The sequence below is a fragment of the Alphaproteobacteria bacterium genome (assembly GCA_026400645.1).
Lineage (GTDB): Bacteria > Pseudomonadota > Alphaproteobacteria > Paracaedibacterales > CAIULA01 > JAPLOP01.
On sequence record JAPLOP010000009.1, the window covers coordinates 48,469 to 67,879 of the forward strand.

A 19,411-nucleotide genomic window follows, 5' to 3' on the forward strand; every position below is an offset into this window, starting at 1 on the left:
GATAAATTATTAATAATTTTTTAACACTATTTCTTTAGATTGGAAAGTAGACTCGTCAATCCGAAAAAGGCACAATGTTCAAAAAATTCCAATTTAAGCGCACTATTTATGCAGCCCTTATATTGGGAACGGTACCCTATTTTATCGTGATATCGTTGTTCATTGTATCGTTTAACCATAATTTTTATGATTCCCTTGTTATAAGTCAAACACAGGATCATATTCAGCTTTTATCAAAAACACTTAATAAGAAAATAAAATATATATTAAGCAATGCTGAAACACTTGTTAACATCTATATTCCTTTGCTGGAGAAATTGGATAGTGAAACCGGGGTACCCGATAACGCACTGACACTGTCTTTGCTTGCCTCTGCACATGGGCATCCCCAGATAGCATCCATTTATTATGGTATGCAAAATGGATATTTCTTGGAAGTTGCAAGCCTAAGATTGATAAAGGATTCCTCTGTATTTAAGGGTTTGGGCGGTGCAGTTCCCGATCATTCAGAAAGTTTTGTCCTGGAAATTTCCCATTTAGGTCAAAATTCCGCAGAACAGGTAGACGAGAAATGGCGTTTTCTGAAGTCAGATAATACATTCACGGTGCCTGTTGCTGCACACAAAACATCTTACGACCACCGAAGCAGGGATTGGTATAGTAAAGCCCTCAAAACACCCGATCTATTCTGGACTGATGTCTATGTTTTTGCGTCAGCCCCTAAAGAAGTTGGTCTTTCGGTTGTTAAGATTGTTTCCGATTCAACTAAAAATACCAAGGGTGTCTTTGGGATTGATGTGACCCTAAGCAGCCTTTCATCCCTTTTATCCACCGCAAAGATGAGTCCAGGGGCAAAAACATACATCATTGACAGCCAAGATCGGATTATTGCCAGTTCATGCGATGTATCCAATATTGCGCCCTCGGATGGCCATTACCAATTACCTAACATTAATAATTCGCAAGAATATCCATTGAAAGAAGCCTACCTGCTCTATAAAGCAAAAGAAACAAAAGAAGAGGTCGTTTTCTTTAGTCATCAAAATATTTCCTATATTTCTGTATTTGACGATGTCCCGAAAAATCTTGGTAATGGAAATAAATGGCAAATAGTTTCAATTGTCCCGCTTGATGATTTCACAGCAGAGATAACCAATAGGCACTATCATATGTGCTGTCTGTTGTTTTTTATCATTCTGGTAAGGTTGGTTTTCTCCTATCGTTTGGCTAGGCGAATTTCTGGCCCCATTATGCAACTCTCCGATGAAGCGAATAAAATCAAAGATCTAAAATTTGATGTCAAAAATCCGGTCGAATCCAAAATTATTGAAATTCAGGCATTGTCTGATGCGATTGGCGCCATGAGAACAAGCATTCAGGCATTCTCGTATTACGTTCCGCGAACTCTTGTTAAGAAACTTTTAAATCAAAAGCATGCCATTCATGTTGGTGGCAAAGAAAAAGAAGTGACGCTTTTCTTTTCCGATATTGTTGGATTTACAACAGTTTCTGAAAATGTTCCGGCAGAAAAATTAGTTCTTCAGTTGTCAGCCTATTTCGAGGAGCTTGAAAAAATTATCACTAAAAATGATGGGACGATTGATAAGTATATCGGGGATTCCATTATGGCATTTTGGGGAGCGCCCATCCCCGATCGGAATCATGACTTTAATGCATGTCAATCAGCTGTTTTGTGTTGTGGCCGCCTTGAGGCATTGAACAAAGCCTGGGAGGCCGAAGGAAAGCCTGTCTTTAAAACGCGGATTGGCATCCATACGGGGGAGGTTATTATCGGAAATATTGGATCCTCCGAACGTATGAATTACACGGCGATCGGGGACAGCGTGAATTTGTGTTCGCGTTTAGAGGGGCTCAATAAACTCTATGGGACAAACATCATTATTAGCGGCAGTGTTTTTGACAAGGTCGGGGATCAATTTTTCACACGTATTTTGGATAAAGTTGCCGTCAAGGGAAAATCGAAATCCATCAAGATCTATGAATTATTGGGCCAAAAAAACGATGACCCCGCAGCTATTATCCCAACAGAACAAACCCAGGAATTTGTAAGGTTGTTTGAAAAAGCTTACACTTTGTATGTGACCAGACAATGGAGGGAGGCCTTAAATGAATTTATGGATATTGACAAAAATATACGCCCCGGTGATTTGTCCGTTAGTCTTTACATAGGGCGGTGCATTGAATGTATCCAAGATCCGCCACCACCCGATTGGGATGGAAGCAACCATATTATAGAAAAATAACATTAATAAAGGAGCATAAATTATGAAACTTAACGGAAAACGCGGCCTGATCATTGGCATCGCGAACAACCTTAGTATTGCTTATGGATGCGCAAAGGTGGCCAACGCTGCAGGCGCTGAATTGGCCATAACGTATCTTAATGAAAAGGCAGATCCCCATGTTCGCCCATTGGCGGAGGCGCTTTCCGCCAAGATTATTTTACCCTGCAATGTGGAGGAGGAGGGGAGCCTGGAAAGAGTTTTCGAAACTATTACAGAACAATGGGGAAAGCTTGATTTTCTGATCCATTCCATAGCCTATGCCCCAAAGGCTGACTTGTTGGGGCGCCTTGTCGATTGCAGTAGTGCGGGGTTTAGCGATGCGATGTTTGTTTCCTGTTATTCGTTTATAAAAATGGCAAAACTCGCCCTGCCATTAATGCAAGACAACGGGGGCAGCTTACTGTGCATGAGCTATTATGGCGCCGAAAAAGCCATCGCCAATTACAATTTGATGGGGCCCGTAAAATCTGCATTAGAATCGGTTACTCGGTACCTTGCTGTGGAATTGGGCGACTATAACATTCGGGTTAATGCTTTGTCCCCCGGGCCTATTCACACGCGGGCTGCGTCTGGCCTTAATCAATTTGGCGATTTGCTAAGTCAAACAAAGGCCAAGTCCCCCATTCAAATGGCAACCATAGAGGATGTCGGGTCTTTTGCCGCCTATTTAATCAGTGACGAAGGGCGGGCAATCACCGGATCCACCCTGCATATCGATTCCGGGTATCACATTGTTGGCTAGGGAATTGCATAAAAACTAAAAAACGAAAGGTTATTTCTGTGCTAAAGAACGAAAAATTCCCTGAATTTAGGGAGCAAGAAATGAATTCACCTGTTTCAATGCCTGTCACGCGCGTAAGCTTTGAAAGGGAGGAACATTCCATTTTACCAGGTTTGTCGAATGAGGAGTTTTATCGGTCCTATTTGGCGGGCTATAAAATGGTACCGGATGTATCCAGTACAGAAATATCCGATCAATTAGAATGCTTAAAGGAGGAGTTTTTTTCTAATCCGAAAAAGCGCAATAAAGAATCAGGGGATTTGATAAAATGGGCCCTGGCAGAAAAAGCCGCCCAAGAACAGTTTTTGAAAACTGAATTCAATATGGGCATGGATGAAGCGAATGCAAAAATGAAAGCTCTGCGGGAAAAAGCGATCAAGCTTTTGCCCCTGCCTGAAACCAGAGACGCTGCAGACCGAATCCCCCATATCACGCACAAGGTTTGGTTGACAAATCCAACCGATCCTTATGATGTTCCACGAAAAGTGATTAGGGGACTGAAGCAGACCTATTTGAATTTACCTGATTATAAACATTTTTTTTGGACCAACTGTCCCGAAAAATTGGCGGGAACGTTTGCCACCCTAAAACGGGCCGGGATAAAGCTAGAGGTTCATCATACGGATGAATTATTGTCAGAACCCGGCAGACGCGTATTTGATGCTTACATGAATCAAAATTTGTTCGCTTTTGCGTGCGATGTGGTGCGGTTGCAAATCGTACACAAGATTGGTGGGATTTATTCGGATATTGGGTGGACGCTGCGCAGCAATACATCACGGTTGATTCAGAATTTTGATTACGTGATGCACGGAAATTATTTTCAGGCGCATTTTGCCGCGGTTTGTCATGCCGTGGTTGCGGCAAATCCGGGGGCCAAGATTTTGGGGTCGATATGTTCAATGCTGGATGACAAAGAACTGCTGTCAAGGCATATGGCGAATGACCAACTCTCCCAAAAATTTGCATGCAATACCGAATTGTACCAAACAATTGTCGTGTTAACGTGGCCGTTGGTTATTACGACTTTTTTTGCGGCTTTGTCTGATCCTGATACGCGATTGCTGCTTTTACTTGATGGTGCGCGTACGTTCAGACACCTTTCTTGTCGGTCATGGAGTCAAAAAGGGAGATTTGGTGCCAAAACCTGGGGTGATTGCGATCGGGCGAGAATTTATGCGGATGTTTGGAAGGGAATAACAAATTGATAATAATAAAGACAAGGACATAACAGCTATGAAAAATACCACCAATACCAACGAAATCGCCATTACTTTTGATGACCTTCCGGGGGAGAAATTTGAATTTGCCGAAACCCAACGTGTTATTAATGGGCAAATCCTGCAAGCCCTAAAAAAATTTCAGGCTCCTGCCATTGGATTTGTTAATGAAGGATGGATCCATACCGAGGGTGAGGCAAAGGATAATCTTGCCATTTTAAAATCGTGGGTTGATCATGGGCAACATCTTGGCAACCATACGTATTCCCATCCGGGATTGAGCGGCACGTCTGTTGATGAATTTAAAGAAGATATTATTAGGGGCGGGGACGTTTCCAAAAAACTGATGACTGATGCGGGTATGAAATATCGGTACTTTAGACATCCCTTTCTTGATACGGGGCGCAATAAAGTGATGCGTTCTGCTATCGAAACTTTTTTAACGGACAACGGATACATCATTGCACCAATTACCATCAACACAGATGATTGGATGTTTAATGCGCAGCTCCTTCGTGACCCACAGGATAAAGAAAAAATTATCGCCCTATACTTGGAGCATACAAGGGCAAAATTTGCTTTTTATAAAGCAGCATCAATAAAAATCTTTGGGCGCAACATTAAACACACTTTTCTTTTGCATGTTAATTTAATTAACGCCTGCGTGATGGAGGATATACTTAAAATAATTCACGAACTTGATTACACGGTTGTCACCCTCGACAGGGCCATGGAGGATCCAGTCTATTTAGGCCTGGACAATTATTGTTCATCATACGGGGCATCATGGCTTTACCGGTGGGATTTCACAAGGGGCAAGGCTGTAGATTGGACAGAGGATCCCATTGTGACTGTTGACGACATGTCCGATATAAATGCAAAAAACTTGATATTTTTTGATAATGAACGCAATCGCATTGTTCCAATCGAATTTTGTGTTGATTGGACACTAAAAAATAAAGCCAAGGCAGGAATTATCACGCTTCCGGTAGCTGTAATTGAGCGTGAAATGATAGTACCAAACGCAGACTACGCGTCGATCGCCCATACTTTGGCAGAGCAGGGATATTTCGTTGCCACCATCCAACATGCCATGCCAGGCGATAAAGACCGCGAGGCTTACAAAACATATAAGCCAATATGTGAACGTGGTGTTGAAAATATCCTATTTGCATTGACTGAACTGAAACGGATGGAACCCAATTTGGATATGGAAAAAATAACGCTAGTTGGAAACCCGGACGGTGGCGATATATCGGCAATGTTTGCTACGTTGCATCCCGAATTGGTTGCAAAAGTGATTTCTCCATAAAGACCCCTATTGTCATCCTCGGGCTTGACCCGAGGATGACAAGTTCAGGAATTATCAAAGACTGATGTCGATAATATAAAAAGGAAAACCATGAATACGCACAATGAAAACAGACCCTATATTAAATTCTTTTTAAATTACCTGAAACCATACTATAAAATAGTTTCAATTATATTGGTCTATGTTCTTTTGGATGTTATTTTTTATTCATTTGTCCCGCTTAGTTTCAAGCTAATCATCGACGAAGGGTTCGGAAAAAATGATTGGAGCTTCCTGGCCCTAATCATCGGTCTTTTGGTGGGTGGGGAGGTTCTGGTTTTCAGCCTTGGAATTGGGTCCTGGTATTTGTTTTCTCGTTTAATAGCAAATGTTCTGCGTGACCTGCGCTGTCAAATATTTAAGCGGTTGCAAGCTCTATCCCTTAGTGACTATCAGCACGAGAAAACCGGAAATCTAATCGCCCATTTCTCAACCGATTTAGAACAAATCATAACGGCCTATAGAAGTTTTTTGAGTAGTATTATATACCCCGTTATGAATCTTTTGTTCTATATTATTTTGCTCAACTATTTAAATTGGAAGCTGGCTTTATTTTCCCTGGCTTTATGTCCATTGGTCTTCATTATCCCAAAAAAGATAGCCCCCTATGCTTTAAGGGCAAGCTATAAAGTCAAACTCACAGAATCTAATTTTCTGTCCGAGGTGCATGAAAATATCGTGATGCACAAATGTATCGATGCCTTTGGGTTAAAAAATTACGCTGGTCAACGATTCCAAAATTGCACACAGCGCGTGGCCGATGCAACGATTCAAAGCGGTTTTTTAAGTGGTCTGATTGAAAATTCAACAAACATAGGTGCGTCCCTTATCAGAATGTCGGTTCTGTCTTTGGGGGCCTTTATGGTTTACAAGAAAATTATCACCGTTGGCACCTTGATTTCTTTTCACCTGTTATTGGGGGATGTGATCGGGAACTTTAACAGGGTGTCTGCATTTTTCCCAGCCTTTGCCCAGGGGGTTGCTGGAATCAGACGCCTTCAAAATTTTTTAACCAGTCATGATCCGGCAAAAAACAATACAAAGCAGAATGAAAAAAAGGCCATCACTACATTTTCCCAAGGCATAACGTTTGATCGTGTTTGTTTCAGCTATACAGGCAAGGAAAAGAATCTTGATGCCATCAGTTTCACAATACCAAAGGGCAGCTCAGTCGCCCTTGTGGGGCCAAGTGGTTCCGGAAAAAGCACAATCATTAATTTGTTGATGCATTTTTATGAACCAATGACGGGAAAAATTTTAATCGATGGGCAGGATATTACCACCCTTTCAAAAGAATCGTTGCACAACCTGATTGGATTTGTCCCCCAAGAACACATATTGTTCCGTGCCACTATTGGGGAAAATATTCAATTGGGCAAGCTTGATGCAACTCAACACGAAATCGAATCAGCAGCCAAGAAAGCCGAAATTCACGATTTCATCATGGGTCTGCCCGATCGTTACGATACGGCCCTGGGAGAGGGTGGGGATGGTTTGTCCGAAGGGCAAAAACAGCGGATTTCCATTGCACGGGCGATTATTCGTCGGCCTGCGATTTTATTGCTCGATGAAATCACATCGGCGCTAGATCCCATCACAGAGGAAGCCATTAACGACACCATCAAACGTCTTTCGGTCGGATACACATGCATCATGGTGACGCATCACTTGAATTCCAACGATCACCTGGATTGTGTTTACGTTTTTGATAAAGGATCCCTGGTGGAACAAGGGACGCATGCCGAGCTTTTATCCCACAAGAATACCTATTACCGCAAACTATGTTCGGGCGAACAAAATTTTAAACCTTAAAATAGTGAGTTTACTATGAAAAAATATCTCTTAATAGGTATGGCAGCCTTAGCGGCGACGGATTCACATGCATCCAGTTACGACAGAACGATGGGGGAAATGATCCCAGACCATTATGGCAATAATTTTCGAAGAATATTGGACCGGTCTGGGTTGCTAAGCCTTATCCCGCCGCCAGAGGTGTTTAGGGAAGCCTATGAAAACGCGGTGGATACTGATAGCGAAAGCGTTATTTTGAATTATGAAGGGCTGCAATACAGAATGCCCTGTGACAAGGAATTAGATATTTCCGATGTGTCCATTCAAAAAGTACAGTATGTGTATCGCAATGATGTTTCTGGTGCAAAACGGGAATTTGCGATCACCTATTTAATGGGTGGATTTTCAAACGTTATAAAGGCCAGGTCCCCTAATTTGGCATTATCCGCTGGATTCCTTGCGACAGAATTAGAATTTTCAGATAATCCCGGCGATAGTGTTAGTATTGATGCAGGAAATTATGTTTGGGACTGGGCAAATCTTTCATTAGATGATAGTAGTGTATCTAATGAGGATGATCCGAGTATACTGGAGCTTGTTAGGCGCCGCGGTATTTGACGCTTATCCCAAATTAAAATAACAACAAAAGGTGACATGACTATAGATTTCCCCATCACAAAAGCTAAAGAATTTACCGACGCAGCGGCGGCGGTGTCTTATATTGGTGAGCTTTATCATCAAAGCAGCGATCGTATTAAAAAAGCGTTTCAAGGAATCATGGACGGCAGCGTCGACCAGTCTGTTCCGATCGAGGCAACGTATCCATTTGCCGGTATAAAGGTTGAGCAAAAAAATCTTTGCAAAGATCCCCGCCTTAGTTTTGGTGTTGTTTTTGAACCAGGATTATATGGATCAACGTTAACGCAGCCGGATATTTTTGGCAGTTACTATCACGAACAATTGTCGTTGTTGTTGGAACGTCACAAATCCCCCATTGTAATTGGGGCAAGCCAATGTTCGATTCCGTTGCCTTTTGTCGTTGATCATACGCCAACACAACTGGACGAGGAACAATTGTGGAATGCACTGCAGGGGTTTGTGCTGCCCAACCTTAGTCGCATTGATGATAATATTCCCAATGGAACGGCAAAACCCAACCCGAACGGCATTAAACCTTTGGCCCTTTTTGCAGCAGAGCGGGTTGATTTTTCCCTGCATCGTCTGCAGCATTACACGGCGACCCAAATTAATCACTTTCAAAGCTTTGTTTTGCTGACGAACTATCAGCGATACATCGATGAATTCATCGTCTATGGCAAAAAGCAAATCAAGGCCAATTCTGGATATACAGAACTCATTGGCCCCGGGAATAGTGTTCTGGCATCAAACGAAGACCGACATGAGGCAAAAATCAAGACGCCAAAATACCTGCCCCAAATGCCAGCGTACCATTTGAAACGTGCAGACGGGCAGGGGATCACGTTTATCAATATCGGTGTTGGACCCAGCAATGCCAAAACAATCACCGATCATTTGGCGGTTTTGCGTCCGCATTGTTGGTTGATGCTGGGGCATTGTGCGGGCCTTCGTGGGACGCAGGTTCTGGGGGATTATGTGTTGGCCCATGCTTATGTCCGCGAGGATCATGTGCTGGATCAGGATCTGCCACCGTGGATTCCACTCCCCCCCATTGCAGAGGTTCAGGTTGCCCTACAAAAGGCCGTCATTAACATCAGTGGCGAGGAAATCAAGGGGTTGAAATCCCACATGCGTACAGGAACCGTTTTGACGACTGATAATCGCAACTGGGAACTAAGATCCCACGAATTGTATGAACGTTTTATCCAAAGCAGGGCGATTGCCGTTGACATGGAATCCGCAACTGTTGCTGCCAATGGTTTTCGATTTCGGGTACCCTATGGCACATTGCTGTGCGTTTCCGATAAACCAATCCATGGGGAAATTAAGCTCCAGGGTATGGCTAACGCCTTTTATCGTCAGCGCGTCAGTCAGCATTTGGAAATTGGGTTGGAAGCCGTTCGCCTGTTGCGAGAGGGTGGCGTGGACCAATTGCATTCGCGAAAGTTAAGGGGATTTGACGAACCCCCCTTTCGGTAAAGGGGAGGTTAAACCTCATTGTACCATTTTCACAAATTATTAGTGAGTTTCCCGGATGGTCACGTCGCCTTCGTCGGCTCGCCATGCCGTACGTCATTGCGCGGAGGGCGCAGCGCCCCCTGACAAAGCAATCCAGAAATCGCCCAGAGTTCATGAAGATTTATTGAAAAGGGTACTAGATAAAGACGCTAGAAAGGATAATCATAAATTCGTCCACGCATTACCATAAATTCGTCCACTATCTAAAGATGTATAGGCTGACCGAATTGAAATGGACTAACGGAAAAATTCTGATATTAATCGTTTTTTAATCATTTTCGTTAATACTCATACTTAAATCAATTCTATCCATGGAACATTTAAGTGTTAAAAAAACGATTCTCATTCCTTGCTTTGTTGGCAAGCACAGCTTTTGCAGTCACCATCGCAACGGCGGCAAGCTTGGATCAAGTACCCTTCGAAAAAGCGCTCAAAGCTTCACTTTTTACGCCAATCGATCCACTTGTACAAAATTCAGCTATTTCCATGGGGCCGATACTGAAATTTGTTAACAGAGATACGTCCGATAAAACATGGAATGTCAGCGCCCTTATTGCATCAAAGACAGGAAGGGCACTCCCAAGACTATTAGATATGAAGGGACGGGAGGTTGAGAAAAAACTTGTAACTGCATTTGATGATATTTCTGTTTGGCGATATTTATTGAAATTCCCGCTACTAACAGAGGTATCGTACAGGGGTGCCTATACTGTGATCAGCGATACACAAACATCTTATTCTGTTAATATTCCTGCCCTTACAGAGAATCCAAAGATCCTTTATCATGCCTGTAATGGTCACATGAATCAGGCGGATTACGATGTTACAGGGGGGATCAAGGATTTTTGGAAAAATGTTGTCGATAAGGGCGATGATGCACACATCCAGTTTGGCGGAGGGGACCAAGGATATTTTGATGCTGTTTTTACGATGCCCAGTATAGCGGATGGATTTTTAAAATTTAAAGATGATCACGAACAGCTTGTGACTGTTCCATTTACTGACACTATGAGGCATGAAGTAACCGAATATTACAAACAAAGATATATGAATCATTTTAATGAATTGTATTTCAAGGACTATCTTGCTAGCCACCCAAGCCTTTTTATGTGGGACGATCATGATATTTTCAACGGATGGGGATCATACTCGGATGCAATTCATAATTCCCCAGTGATGCAGGGAATCTTTAAAATAGCCCAGCGATTCTTTTTATTATTCCAGCAACACACAACAGCAGAGGAGTCATCCGGATTGGGATATTTTGGAAAAAGCAGTTATTCCTTTATAAAGAACCTTGGAAAAACAGCAATTCTAGCCGTTGATAATCGTTCAGAGCGGAACAAAAAAGAAACTCTGTCCACCGAATCGTGGGACATGGCTTTTAAAGAAGCAGCGAGTTTAGGGGCTGATTGTAAGCATTTGTTTGTGATGTTGGGTTTGCCTGTTGCTTTTCCAAAAGAAGGCAAGATTCAGAAGGTGATCGAATTATTCGAGCCAGATCAAAAGTCAAAGGTCCTGAATGGTATTCTTCATGTGGCAAAGGATCGTCTAGGTCTTTCGACGCCGCTGGGCACAACGCTTTTCGCAGATGATATTGGGGATGGGTGGAATAATCAATGGCATTTGGCTGAACGAAATTATGTTATTCAAACACTTCAACGGATAGCGGAATCACGGGGATTGCGCGTGACATTCATGTCTGGCGATACCCATACGCCGTCTGCTGGATTCTTTCGTTCATCAGCCAAAATGCACCTTATTGATGACCCAAGATTTATGGTTCAGTTGACCAGTGCAGCTGTTGGGAATGTGCCGGCATCAGCGGCCGGTTGTTATGGGTTGTCTTTTGCTGCCCACCTAGAGAATTCCTTGATCGGCCAGGATACGTTTGGACGCATGATCCCATGGTCGAATGCGACAACGGGGCAACACGGAAGTTTTATCCCTCAGCGAAACTTTATGACTGTGCTTACAAATCCAGATGATACCATATTGGCAACCTTATATGCCGAACAGGCCGGAAATAAAGTCAGCAATCCCAGGGATCCAGCCGAATATACAATTGAAATACCCCCGTATTTGAAAAAATATACGAATATTGGTGGTATTTATGAAAACCTGAACCGTATAGAGGCGCGATTTGATACGTCGCAATATAATCTACGAAGGGAGGTATTGGATTGGGTAAAAACGGGATTTGCAAATTTATCATCAGAAGCAAAAGCAGATGTTCTTATGTGGGTTAAAAACGAGGCCAAAAATCTGAACAGCAGCGAATTAGCTGCGCTTATTGAGGAGTTTGTGCACTGGGAAGCCGGCTTGTTGTCAAAGATATTCCCCTGTTGTTCTGTTTCTTGATGCTGGTTTCACGACTTATTGGGTATGTATTCTTTGTGGCAATTGCTGTTGCAAGAGCATTCAGCCGAGCGAGTGGGAATTTTATGATGAAAATCGTTGAATCTCCACACCAACATATTTTGTGTTGGGTAGGGCATCTGGTTTTTCTATGCGCACGGTGACGGCTTGCGCACGGGGATCCCGTAAACATTCCTTGGTTATCATTTGAGCCAGGGTTTCGAGAAAATAAATATGATCTTGCCGTAAGATTGCCTTTATTTTTTGAATCAACTGATCATAACAAAAAACTTGCGAAACATCTGTGCGGTGATCGCCAGTGGTTTTTGGCGCTGGTGCCCTGTAATCACAGGTTAAATTAATCAACAGGTCCTGTTCTATGTCCATTTCATGCGCATAAATTCCAACGCGGGCACGCACGGTCAAATCACGAATCAGAATTTTCCATGTTTCATCCGGTGGAGTTTTTTCGTATTGATCGGTCATGATTTTCATCTAGCCAAAGATCCATGGGTCGCAAGCAATCCAGAGCGCCCATCAACCGTTCCCTGAACCAGGGGCAATACAGGAATTTTATCTTTTTGACGCAACAATTGTTCCACCATGGGAGCGAGGGGTCCCATTGAAACAGTATCCACCTGGCATCGTTTCAAAAAAGATTGAAACCAATCAAAATAGGCCATCCCCTCTAGTTCCGCATGCAGGGTAAACGTATTCAATTGCTGGGGCTTCATCAGGGATCGATAATGATCCACAAGGCAATTGGTTGGATAGTCTGGTCTGCCAATCAATTCGTCCAACGTGGGTAGCGTGGTTGGGATCTGTAGTGTTTTAAAAACGTGATCATCAACCCTAGGAAAAAAAGCCTTTTCTCCTCGGGCATCACTTGCATACAGCAAATCATGCTGATCGTATGCCACCAAGCTATGTTTTGATGTCTGCCATCCGGCCGCACCCATCGTTTGAGCCTTGAAACCAAAAACATCCAGAAATGTCCGGTGGGCTTTGTTGACTTCTTCGGCGACTTCGGATGTCGTCATAGCATGCAGATGATCCTGCCAGCGAATATGATCGTAGCAGTGGATTCCAACCTCATGACCCTCGTCTTGGGCGCGCTTCATAATGGATGCATGTTTGTTCGCGATATGGGGTCCGGGCCACAGCACACCATTACATAGCGTTCTAATGCCATAGACTTTCAAAACGCTTGTGCGGCTGACTTTTGCAAAAAATCCTGGCCTAAAGATCCGCTTAATGGCCCGGCCTGTGTTGTCGGGGCCAAGGGAAAACAGAAAAGTCGCCTTAATCCCAAAATCCTTAAACAGGGATAGTAACCTTGGAACCCCAATGCGGGTTCCCCGTTCTGTATCAACGTCAATTTTTAGGCCTAGTTCAATCATGTCAGCTCAATCATTCTGGCTTAACCTGTTAATTTTTTTTACTCTTTTTGTTCGTCTGCTTTTGCTTCTAACCATAGGGCAATGTTATCCATATGAACACTTATCGGGGTGTCCTTGTCGGCAGCGGGGCCGGTTGCCTCTAGGTATGCACCATTACCGCTATAACCACGTTTTTTCAGGGCATTTTTAATCACCTGACATTGGTATAGGATAAAGGGATTGTTGGAAATAACAAGATATTTTCCGGGGGTTGGTTTTGTGTCTAGCCAAGCATTCATTGTGTCAATTGTGCCTGGGCGTTTTACAATTTGTGTTTTTTCATCCATGATCATTGGGGCACGAACATAGTGGACTTTGGTACGCCTAAGTCCGGGTTGGGTTATGATTTGATCCCAAACTATTTTGGCAGCGTCGGCTTCTGTTTTAGGGGTAACCGATGCCACAGCTGCTGACCAGCCTGGTCTAAATGGGATGGTGGAATTTTGGGGGTTATTAATGACTTCAATGGATTCCTTTATGGGATCAAGCGGCCTGTCGCTGACCAGAAAGACGATGTGTTTTGCCCGGACCTGTTTTGCCCACTGCTCATCAAGAAATTTGAGTCGTACCCGCATACGCGAAACCAGACCCCCATTAATAAGAATGGTATCGTACTGATTCAAAAAAGGTCGAATCTCGTCAAGGACACCCAATTTCTGCAAAATGGGTAGGAGCTTCTCTCTTTTATCGGAATAAATCTCCTCCATCTGCCAACGCTCTTGCCCTGGCTTTCGACGAAATAGTTTCTGGCAAAGTTGCGTGATGTCAGGAACAGTTCCATCATGGGAAATGCCCAAGACAGAAAAAAGCTCCAAAAGATGGGGGTGTGTTTCTGGTTTATTTTTTGTTGAATAAATAATCGTAAAAAATAGACAGGCAAACAAAAAAACAATTATCGCAGATGTTTTTTTCATGAAATAAATTCCAGAGTTGCCTTTGTTATTCCCCTGCCATTTCCACCAGGAATTGCAAAGAGTCTGCTTTTTCTATCGCATTTTACACAAGAAAACAATAGAAAAAGCGAATTACCCTCTATTTTTCTAATGCAAGAAGCAATTCTTGCCATTCACGTTGCCCCAGACCACTTGTGGCTTGATCAATGTTTTCGCCCCGCAATTTGCATCGAACAACCTCCATGGCTTTGGCTGACAGATGAACGCCGCCCACCCGGTAATCCATGAATGCCTGATATGTCAACGGAACCCACCGTTTCAGGATATCAAGCATAATAATCGCATAGGCACGGATTTCATATTGCGCATGTTCGTCAGCCCGCAGGCTCAAAAAATGCATAAAGTTATGAAGGTCGATTTTCCAGTACCATTGGGTATAAAAATTCACCGGCAGGTTCATGCGGGCTAATTCACGCGCCAACCCCGGGCGACCTTGGTCCGATTCCCCATCATTTAGAAAATATTCATAATGATCATACGCACGCGTTGCATCATCCCGCAAAATATCCAGAACCTTTTCCGCATGGTCGCCCGATAAAATCTGACCGCGGCCCTGGTTATTTGTTGTGGATTGGGCCGCCAAATGTTCGGGTGCGGGGATATAAAATTCCCTGTCCATAATCGAATACCGCGCTGAATATTCGTTTACATTTGCTGTGCGATGGCGAATCCATTGTCGCGCCACGAACATGGGTAGCTTGACATGCAATTTAATTTCGCACATCTCGAACGGGGTGGAATGCCGGTGACGCATCAAATAATTGATCAATCCGCGATCTTCAGTGATTTTTTTCGTACCCCGACCATAGGAAACGCGCGCAGCCTGAACAATGGCGGCATCATCCCCCATGTAATCGACAACACGGATAAAGCCATGATCCAGCACGGGAAAGGCTTGGTACAAGATTTGCTCCATTTCCGGAACAGTGGCACGCCTTGTAAAGGATTGTTCTGCTTGCAGATCATCGATTTCTTGTTTTTGGTCAGGAGATAGAGGCATGATCAACCTTGCTGTTATGGATAAACGTTAGAAGCTCTTTCAAAACTTCCGAAACGCCTTTTTGGGCAATCGCGGAAATCTGAAAAATCTTTGTGTTGCCGGAATCTTTTTGACTCAAGGATCGCAATATATCCGTTTTTTCTTTGATCTCTTCATCAGTCAGACTATCACATTTATTGAGGGCGATCACCTCTGCTTTTTTAGGAAGGTCAGGGTGGTACAGCTCTAATTCCCGGCGAATCGTTGTATAGGCCAAGCCAACATCTTCCTGGGTTCCGTCGATCAAATGCAGCAGCACGCCGCACCGTTCCACGTGCCCCAGGAAACGATGCCCCAAACCGGTTCCCTGGTGGGCATTTTCAATAAGCCCGGGCAAATCTGCTAAAACAAATTCCTCGCCTGCGCAATAGACAACACCCAGCTGGGGGTGGAGGGTGGTAAAGGGGTAGTCAGCGATCTTGGGCTTTGCCCGCGTAACAACGGACAAAAACGTGGATTTTCCAGCATTGGGCAGCCCAATAAGACCCGCATCTGCAATTAATTTAAGACGAAGCCATGTCCACCGTTCTGCACCCGGCCAACCAGGGTTCGCACGCTTTGGGGTTTGATTGGTTGATGTTTTGTAATGGCTGTTACCAAATCCGCCATCGCCACCACGCAAAAGCAAAAATTTTTGCCCCGGTTCGACCATATCAATGATTAGCGTTTCTTTGTCTTCGTCAAAGATCTGGGTTCCAACGGGGACCTTTAGAATAACATCCTCGCCATGGGCACCTGTTCGGTTACGCCCTGCGCCACCACGTCCCATTTGGCCCCGGAAATGTTGCTGGTACCGGTAATCAATCAGCGTGTTGAGGTTATCAACAGCCAGAGCATACACGCTGCCCCCTTTGCCGCCATCACCCCCATCTGGGCCGCCGTATTCTATAAATTTTTCCCGGCGAAAACTCATACTTCCGGCACCACCGTCACCAGATTGGATGTATATTTTTGCCTCGTCCAGAAATTTCATCGTTTTACTTTCGTGTTGGCTTTAATGTGATTGATCGGCAACAAGCTTATCAAGGGTTTCTTGCGCAGGTTTGTCTTTTAATAAAACATCTTCAATCGCATCCATGACTTTATCCCGCAGATTTGCATAATTTTGTATATGGATACCGTTGGGTAAATTCTGGTTTTGGCGCTCAATGACTTGTTTTACAGCCATATAGGCAGCAGGATTGGTGCCATAAAAACTAGAGGTCTTTGTTTTTTCATAGGCCGGAAGCGTAATTGGCAGATATCCTGTACGCTTATGCCAAAAGGTTTGGATTTTCTCGCTTGCAAGATATGTCAAAAACGCCTTGGTTCCCTCAAGCGAAGGCTGTTCTCTCAGTGCCCAAATCGATGTTCCCCCGATGTTTAATGCATAGGGGCCCTTGGGGGTGAGTTTTTTCCAATAGGGATATGTACCAACGCCAACATCAAATCCGCCTTTGTCTTTCAGGAAAACAAGACGATGTTGCCCTTGTAACAACATGGCACATTCCTGCTTAATAAATTTATCTTCAGCCGTCTCAACGTTGCGTGTTCCGTAAATGTAAAATCCTTTTTTCTGCCAATCAGCAAAGTGTTCAAGTTGTTCGACAAATGGTTTTGTGTTCAGTAACAGCTTGGGGTTATCCCCTTCATACCCATTTTTCTGTGTTGCATAGGGAATATCATGGGTAACACTAAAATGTTCCAACAAATAAGCAGCTGGCCATGTGGTTGTGAATGCCGTATATCCGCTGTCCTTTAGTTTTTTCGCATACTGCTCCATTTCCTCCCAGGTTTCTGGTGCCCGATCAGGAAGGCCAACTTTTTTGAATATATCCCTATTGTAGTATAAAATTGCCGTCGAACAATTAAATGGCAACGAATGCAGTATCTTTTTTCCATCTTTATCTCTAAATGTACAAGATTCTTTGACAACCGGAACAAAATCAGACGTATTGATATCAATTAAATGACAAAGGGGAATATAATCTTTTTCCTGTTTTTTTAGGGTAACAGTATTAAATTCGGCGACCATTAACAGCTGGGGTCTTTGTGACCGTTTTTCCTGACATGTTTTAACGAAACTGTCAGTATAGCTGCCGCCATATTCAAGAACAACTTTGTACTGTGGGTGATCACGATTGAAATCATTAACAATCTCCTCTAAAGCTTGTCCCAAATCCCCCCTCAAAGAATACCGAAAACGAATTTCTGGTGTTTGGTAGAATGGATAGTAACAATAAGCAATTAACGCTAAAGTCATCAAAATAAAAACGCTCAGCATTTTTTTCATTTTATTGTCCCTTGCATTTAACTCTCCAAAGAATTTGTAGGTTCGCCTAGAAACTACCAAGAAGAGGACGTTTGGTCAAAGACTTTTTTTAAAACAGCGGTATTATTTGACAGGCAAAAAGGCACAAGATACAGTGGGACAAAGTTCGAGCCGTTCCTTGAAATCACAATCATCCTGAGAGTTCTAAAATAGTATGACATCGTCAAAAAGTTCATTTTCCCCAAGACGGTCGGCTCGTTTGGCAGCCGTTCAAGCTTTATATCAGCTGGACCAAAGCCAAGATCAGCTTAATAAAATAGTTGCTGAATTTATTACCTATCGATTCCCCAATAAACGTGAGGGCGATTTTCATTATTTTAAACCGGATGTTGAACTTTTTAAGTCCTTGACTAATGGTGTAACAGGCAACCTGAAAGAAATTGATGAGCTTATCGAAAGCAATCTGATGCAGAACTGGCGTCTAGAGCGACTTCCCAATGTTATGCTCAATCTTTTAAGGGCGGCTTGCTTTGAATTAAAATATGAATCCCTTGTGCCAACGCCGGTGATCATCAATGAATACATAGAAATCACCAAAGATTTTTTTCCAGATACCGAATCGTCTTTTGTCAATGGTATCCTGGATGTGATCTCTAAAAAAGTTCGTGAGATTTGATTTCAGGACACAGTTAAACAAATATGATGATCCTTATAAAATTTCTTATGGGAGCTATTGTATTGGGGGTACTCTCTTTTGGTGCCTTTTACAATACCATTTTCGCGCTTCGTACTGCCATTGATCCAACGGAGCTTCATGCAATAGAAGCCCATATACAAAAAAAGGATGGGGAATATTTTTTGTCTCCACCATTTTTTAGGCTTCCCCCATTGATCGTTCCTATTGTAAAACAGGGTGAGGTTGTCGCCTATTATTTTGTAAGGATGGAAATGGAAGCATCATCCCTTGCGGTATTCAGCGAGGCAAAAGTTAGTTTAGTTAAATTGATTGATGGGGTATTTGCGGATTTATATGCGGCCCTTGGAACCTTGTGGCAGGGCGCCGGAGATCCAGATCAATCAGTTATCAAGGAACGTGTTCAGCGTGTAGCTGATCAGGTCATGGGAAAGGGAAAAATTAAATCAGTTTATATTCGCGATGCTGTGGTGAATTGGGTATAATCCCAAAAAATGATGATTTTAGGCAAAAAAATCAAAAAGTCCAAAAAAAACACCCATAATTAATCCAAATATTAAATGCTTTTTAACGAATTGTCTGTAGATTTAATATTAAGTAAACAGATAACTTTACAGGTCCATGATGAAAGAATCTTACTTTGAATCAGTCGTAATGATTGAACGTCTCCACAGATTATTTCTGGAGGTGATTAAAATTGAACTGGAACGTTTTGAAACACGTGACATTAATAACGTTCAGGCGCTTGTTTTGTACAACATCGGAAAAAACCAATTAACCGTTGGGGAACTAACAAACCGTGGATATTATTTGGGGTCAAATGTTTCCTATAATTTACGGAAAATGGTTCAAAATAAATACGTTGTGCAAATTCCATCCCCCCATGATAAACGATCAAGCCACGTGAAATTATCGCAAAAGGGATTGGATCTTTATGCGCGGTTGGATATTGTTTTGGCAGACCATTCAACTATCCTTGAAAAGGGATCCGTTCAGCGGGATGAAATGGGCGCGTTTTGCAAAATCCTCAGGAAACTAGAGACGTTCTGGACGGGTCTTTTGACACGCTAG

17 protein-coding genes are annotated in these 19,411 nt (G+C 43.1%); 11 read left to right on the top strand and 6 right to left on the bottom strand.

The window, feature by feature from the left end; genetic code table 11:
* Positions 1–74 precede the first annotated feature (74 nt).
* From NTX76_01240 to NTX76_01275, 8 genes are all read left to right on the top strand, one after another.
* Positions 75–2,264, top strand: a complete 2,190-nt coding sequence (locus NTX76_01240; protein MCX7337893.1) for a cache domain-containing protein — start codon at positions 75–77, stop codon at positions 2,262–2,264.
* Positions 2,265–2,286: 22 nt separating this feature from the next.
* On the top strand, positions 2,287–3,048 hold the full coding sequence (fabI, locus tag NTX76_01245; protein ID MCX7337894.1) for an enoyl-ACP reductase FabI: 762 nt from the start codon (positions 2,287–2,289) through the stop codon (positions 3,046–3,048).
* A gap of 80 nt (positions 3,049–3,128) precedes the next feature.
* Complete coding sequence (locus NTX76_01250; protein MCX7337895.1) at positions 3,129–4,295, top strand: glycosyltransferase; 1,167 nt, start codon at positions 3,129–3,131, stop codon at positions 4,293–4,295.
* Between the two features lie 28 nt (positions 4,296–4,323).
* Complete coding sequence (locus NTX76_01255; GenBank protein MCX7337896.1) at positions 4,324–5,619, top strand: polysaccharide deacetylase family protein; 1,296 nt, start codon at positions 4,324–4,326, stop codon at positions 5,617–5,619.
* 90 nt (positions 5,620–5,709) lie between these two features.
* Positions 5,710–7,470: an ABC transporter ATP-binding protein gene (locus tag NTX76_01260; GenBank protein MCX7337897.1), complete on the top strand. Its 1,761-nt coding sequence runs from the start codon at positions 5,710–5,712 to the stop codon at positions 7,468–7,470.
* A gap of 15 nt (positions 7,471–7,485) precedes the next feature.
* On the top strand, positions 7,486–8,067 hold the full coding sequence (locus NTX76_01265) for a hypothetical protein (GenBank protein MCX7337898.1): 582 nt from the start codon (positions 7,486–7,488) through the stop codon (positions 8,065–8,067).
* A gap of 36 nt (positions 8,068–8,103) precedes the next feature.
* A complete protein-coding gene (locus NTX76_01270; protein ID MCX7337899.1) occupies positions 8,104–9,567 on the top strand; it encodes an AMP nucleosidase in 1,464 nt (487 codons plus the stop codon).
* Between the two features lie 363 nt (positions 9,568–9,930).
* Entirely contained in the window at positions 9,931–11,967 is a 2,037-nt protein-coding gene (locus tag NTX76_01275; GenBank protein MCX7337900.1) for a hypothetical protein, read from the top strand.
* 81 nt (positions 11,968–12,048) lie between these two features.
* Here the strand turns inward: NTX76_01275 and NTX76_01280 are convergent, their stop codons facing one another.
* From NTX76_01280 to NTX76_01305, 6 genes are all read right to left on the bottom strand, one after another.
* On the bottom strand, positions 12,049–12,459 hold the full coding sequence (locus NTX76_01280) for a dihydroneopterin aldolase (protein MCX7337901.1): 411 nt from the start codon (positions 12,457–12,459) through the stop codon (positions 12,049–12,051).
* Positions 12,456–13,364 carry a polysaccharide deacetylase family protein gene (locus tag NTX76_01285; protein ID MCX7337902.1) on the bottom strand — a complete coding sequence of 303 codons (909 nt, stop codon included), beginning with the start codon at positions 13,362–13,364 and terminating at the stop codon, positions 12,456–12,458. Before NTX76_01285 ends, NTX76_01280 begins: the two co-directional genes overlap by 4 nt.
* A 38-nt stretch (positions 13,365–13,402) precedes the next feature.
* On the bottom strand, positions 13,403–14,317 hold the full coding sequence (locus NTX76_01290; protein ID MCX7337903.1) for a hypothetical protein: 915 nt from the start codon (positions 14,315–14,317) through the stop codon (positions 13,403–13,405).
* Positions 14,318–14,435: 118 nt separating this feature from the next.
* The gene (thyX, locus tag NTX76_01295; protein MCX7337904.1) at positions 14,436–15,356 is read right to left on the bottom strand and encodes an FAD-dependent thymidylate synthase; all 921 of its coding nucleotides are present in this window, start codon (positions 15,354–15,356) and stop codon (positions 14,436–14,438) included.
* Complete coding sequence (obgE, locus tag NTX76_01300) at positions 15,340–16,368, bottom strand: GTPase ObgE (GenBank protein MCX7337905.1); 1,029 nt, start codon at positions 16,366–16,368, stop codon at positions 15,340–15,342. The genes thyX and obgE overlap by 17 nt, the downstream gene beginning before the upstream one ends.
* A 21-nt stretch (positions 16,369–16,389) precedes the next feature.
* Positions 16,390–17,667 carry an extracellular solute-binding protein gene (locus NTX76_01305; GenBank protein MCX7337906.1) on the bottom strand — a complete coding sequence of 426 codons (1,278 nt, stop codon included), beginning with the start codon at positions 17,665–17,667 and terminating at the stop codon, positions 16,390–16,392.
* 193 nt (positions 17,668–17,860) lie between these two features.
* Between NTX76_01305 and nusB the strand changes: the two genes are divergently transcribed.
* The 3 genes from nusB to NTX76_01320 all read left to right on the top strand — a co-directional run bounded on the left by nusB (position 17,861) and on the right by NTX76_01320 (position 19,411).
* Positions 17,861–18,322 (top strand): transcription antitermination factor NusB, encoded by a 462-nt coding sequence (gene nusB / locus NTX76_01310; GenBank protein ID MCX7337907.1) that lies wholly within the window; start codon positions 17,861–17,863, stop codon positions 18,320–18,322.
* A 23-nt stretch (positions 18,323–18,345) separates the two neighbouring features.
* Complete coding sequence (locus NTX76_01315) at positions 18,346–18,825, top strand: hypothetical protein (GenBank protein ID MCX7337908.1); 480 nt, start codon at positions 18,346–18,348, stop codon at positions 18,823–18,825.
* A gap of 139 nt (positions 18,826–18,964) precedes the next feature.
* Positions 18,965–19,411 (top strand): MarR family transcriptional regulator, encoded by a 447-nt coding sequence (locus NTX76_01320; protein ID MCX7337909.1) that lies wholly within the window; start codon positions 18,965–18,967, stop codon positions 19,409–19,411.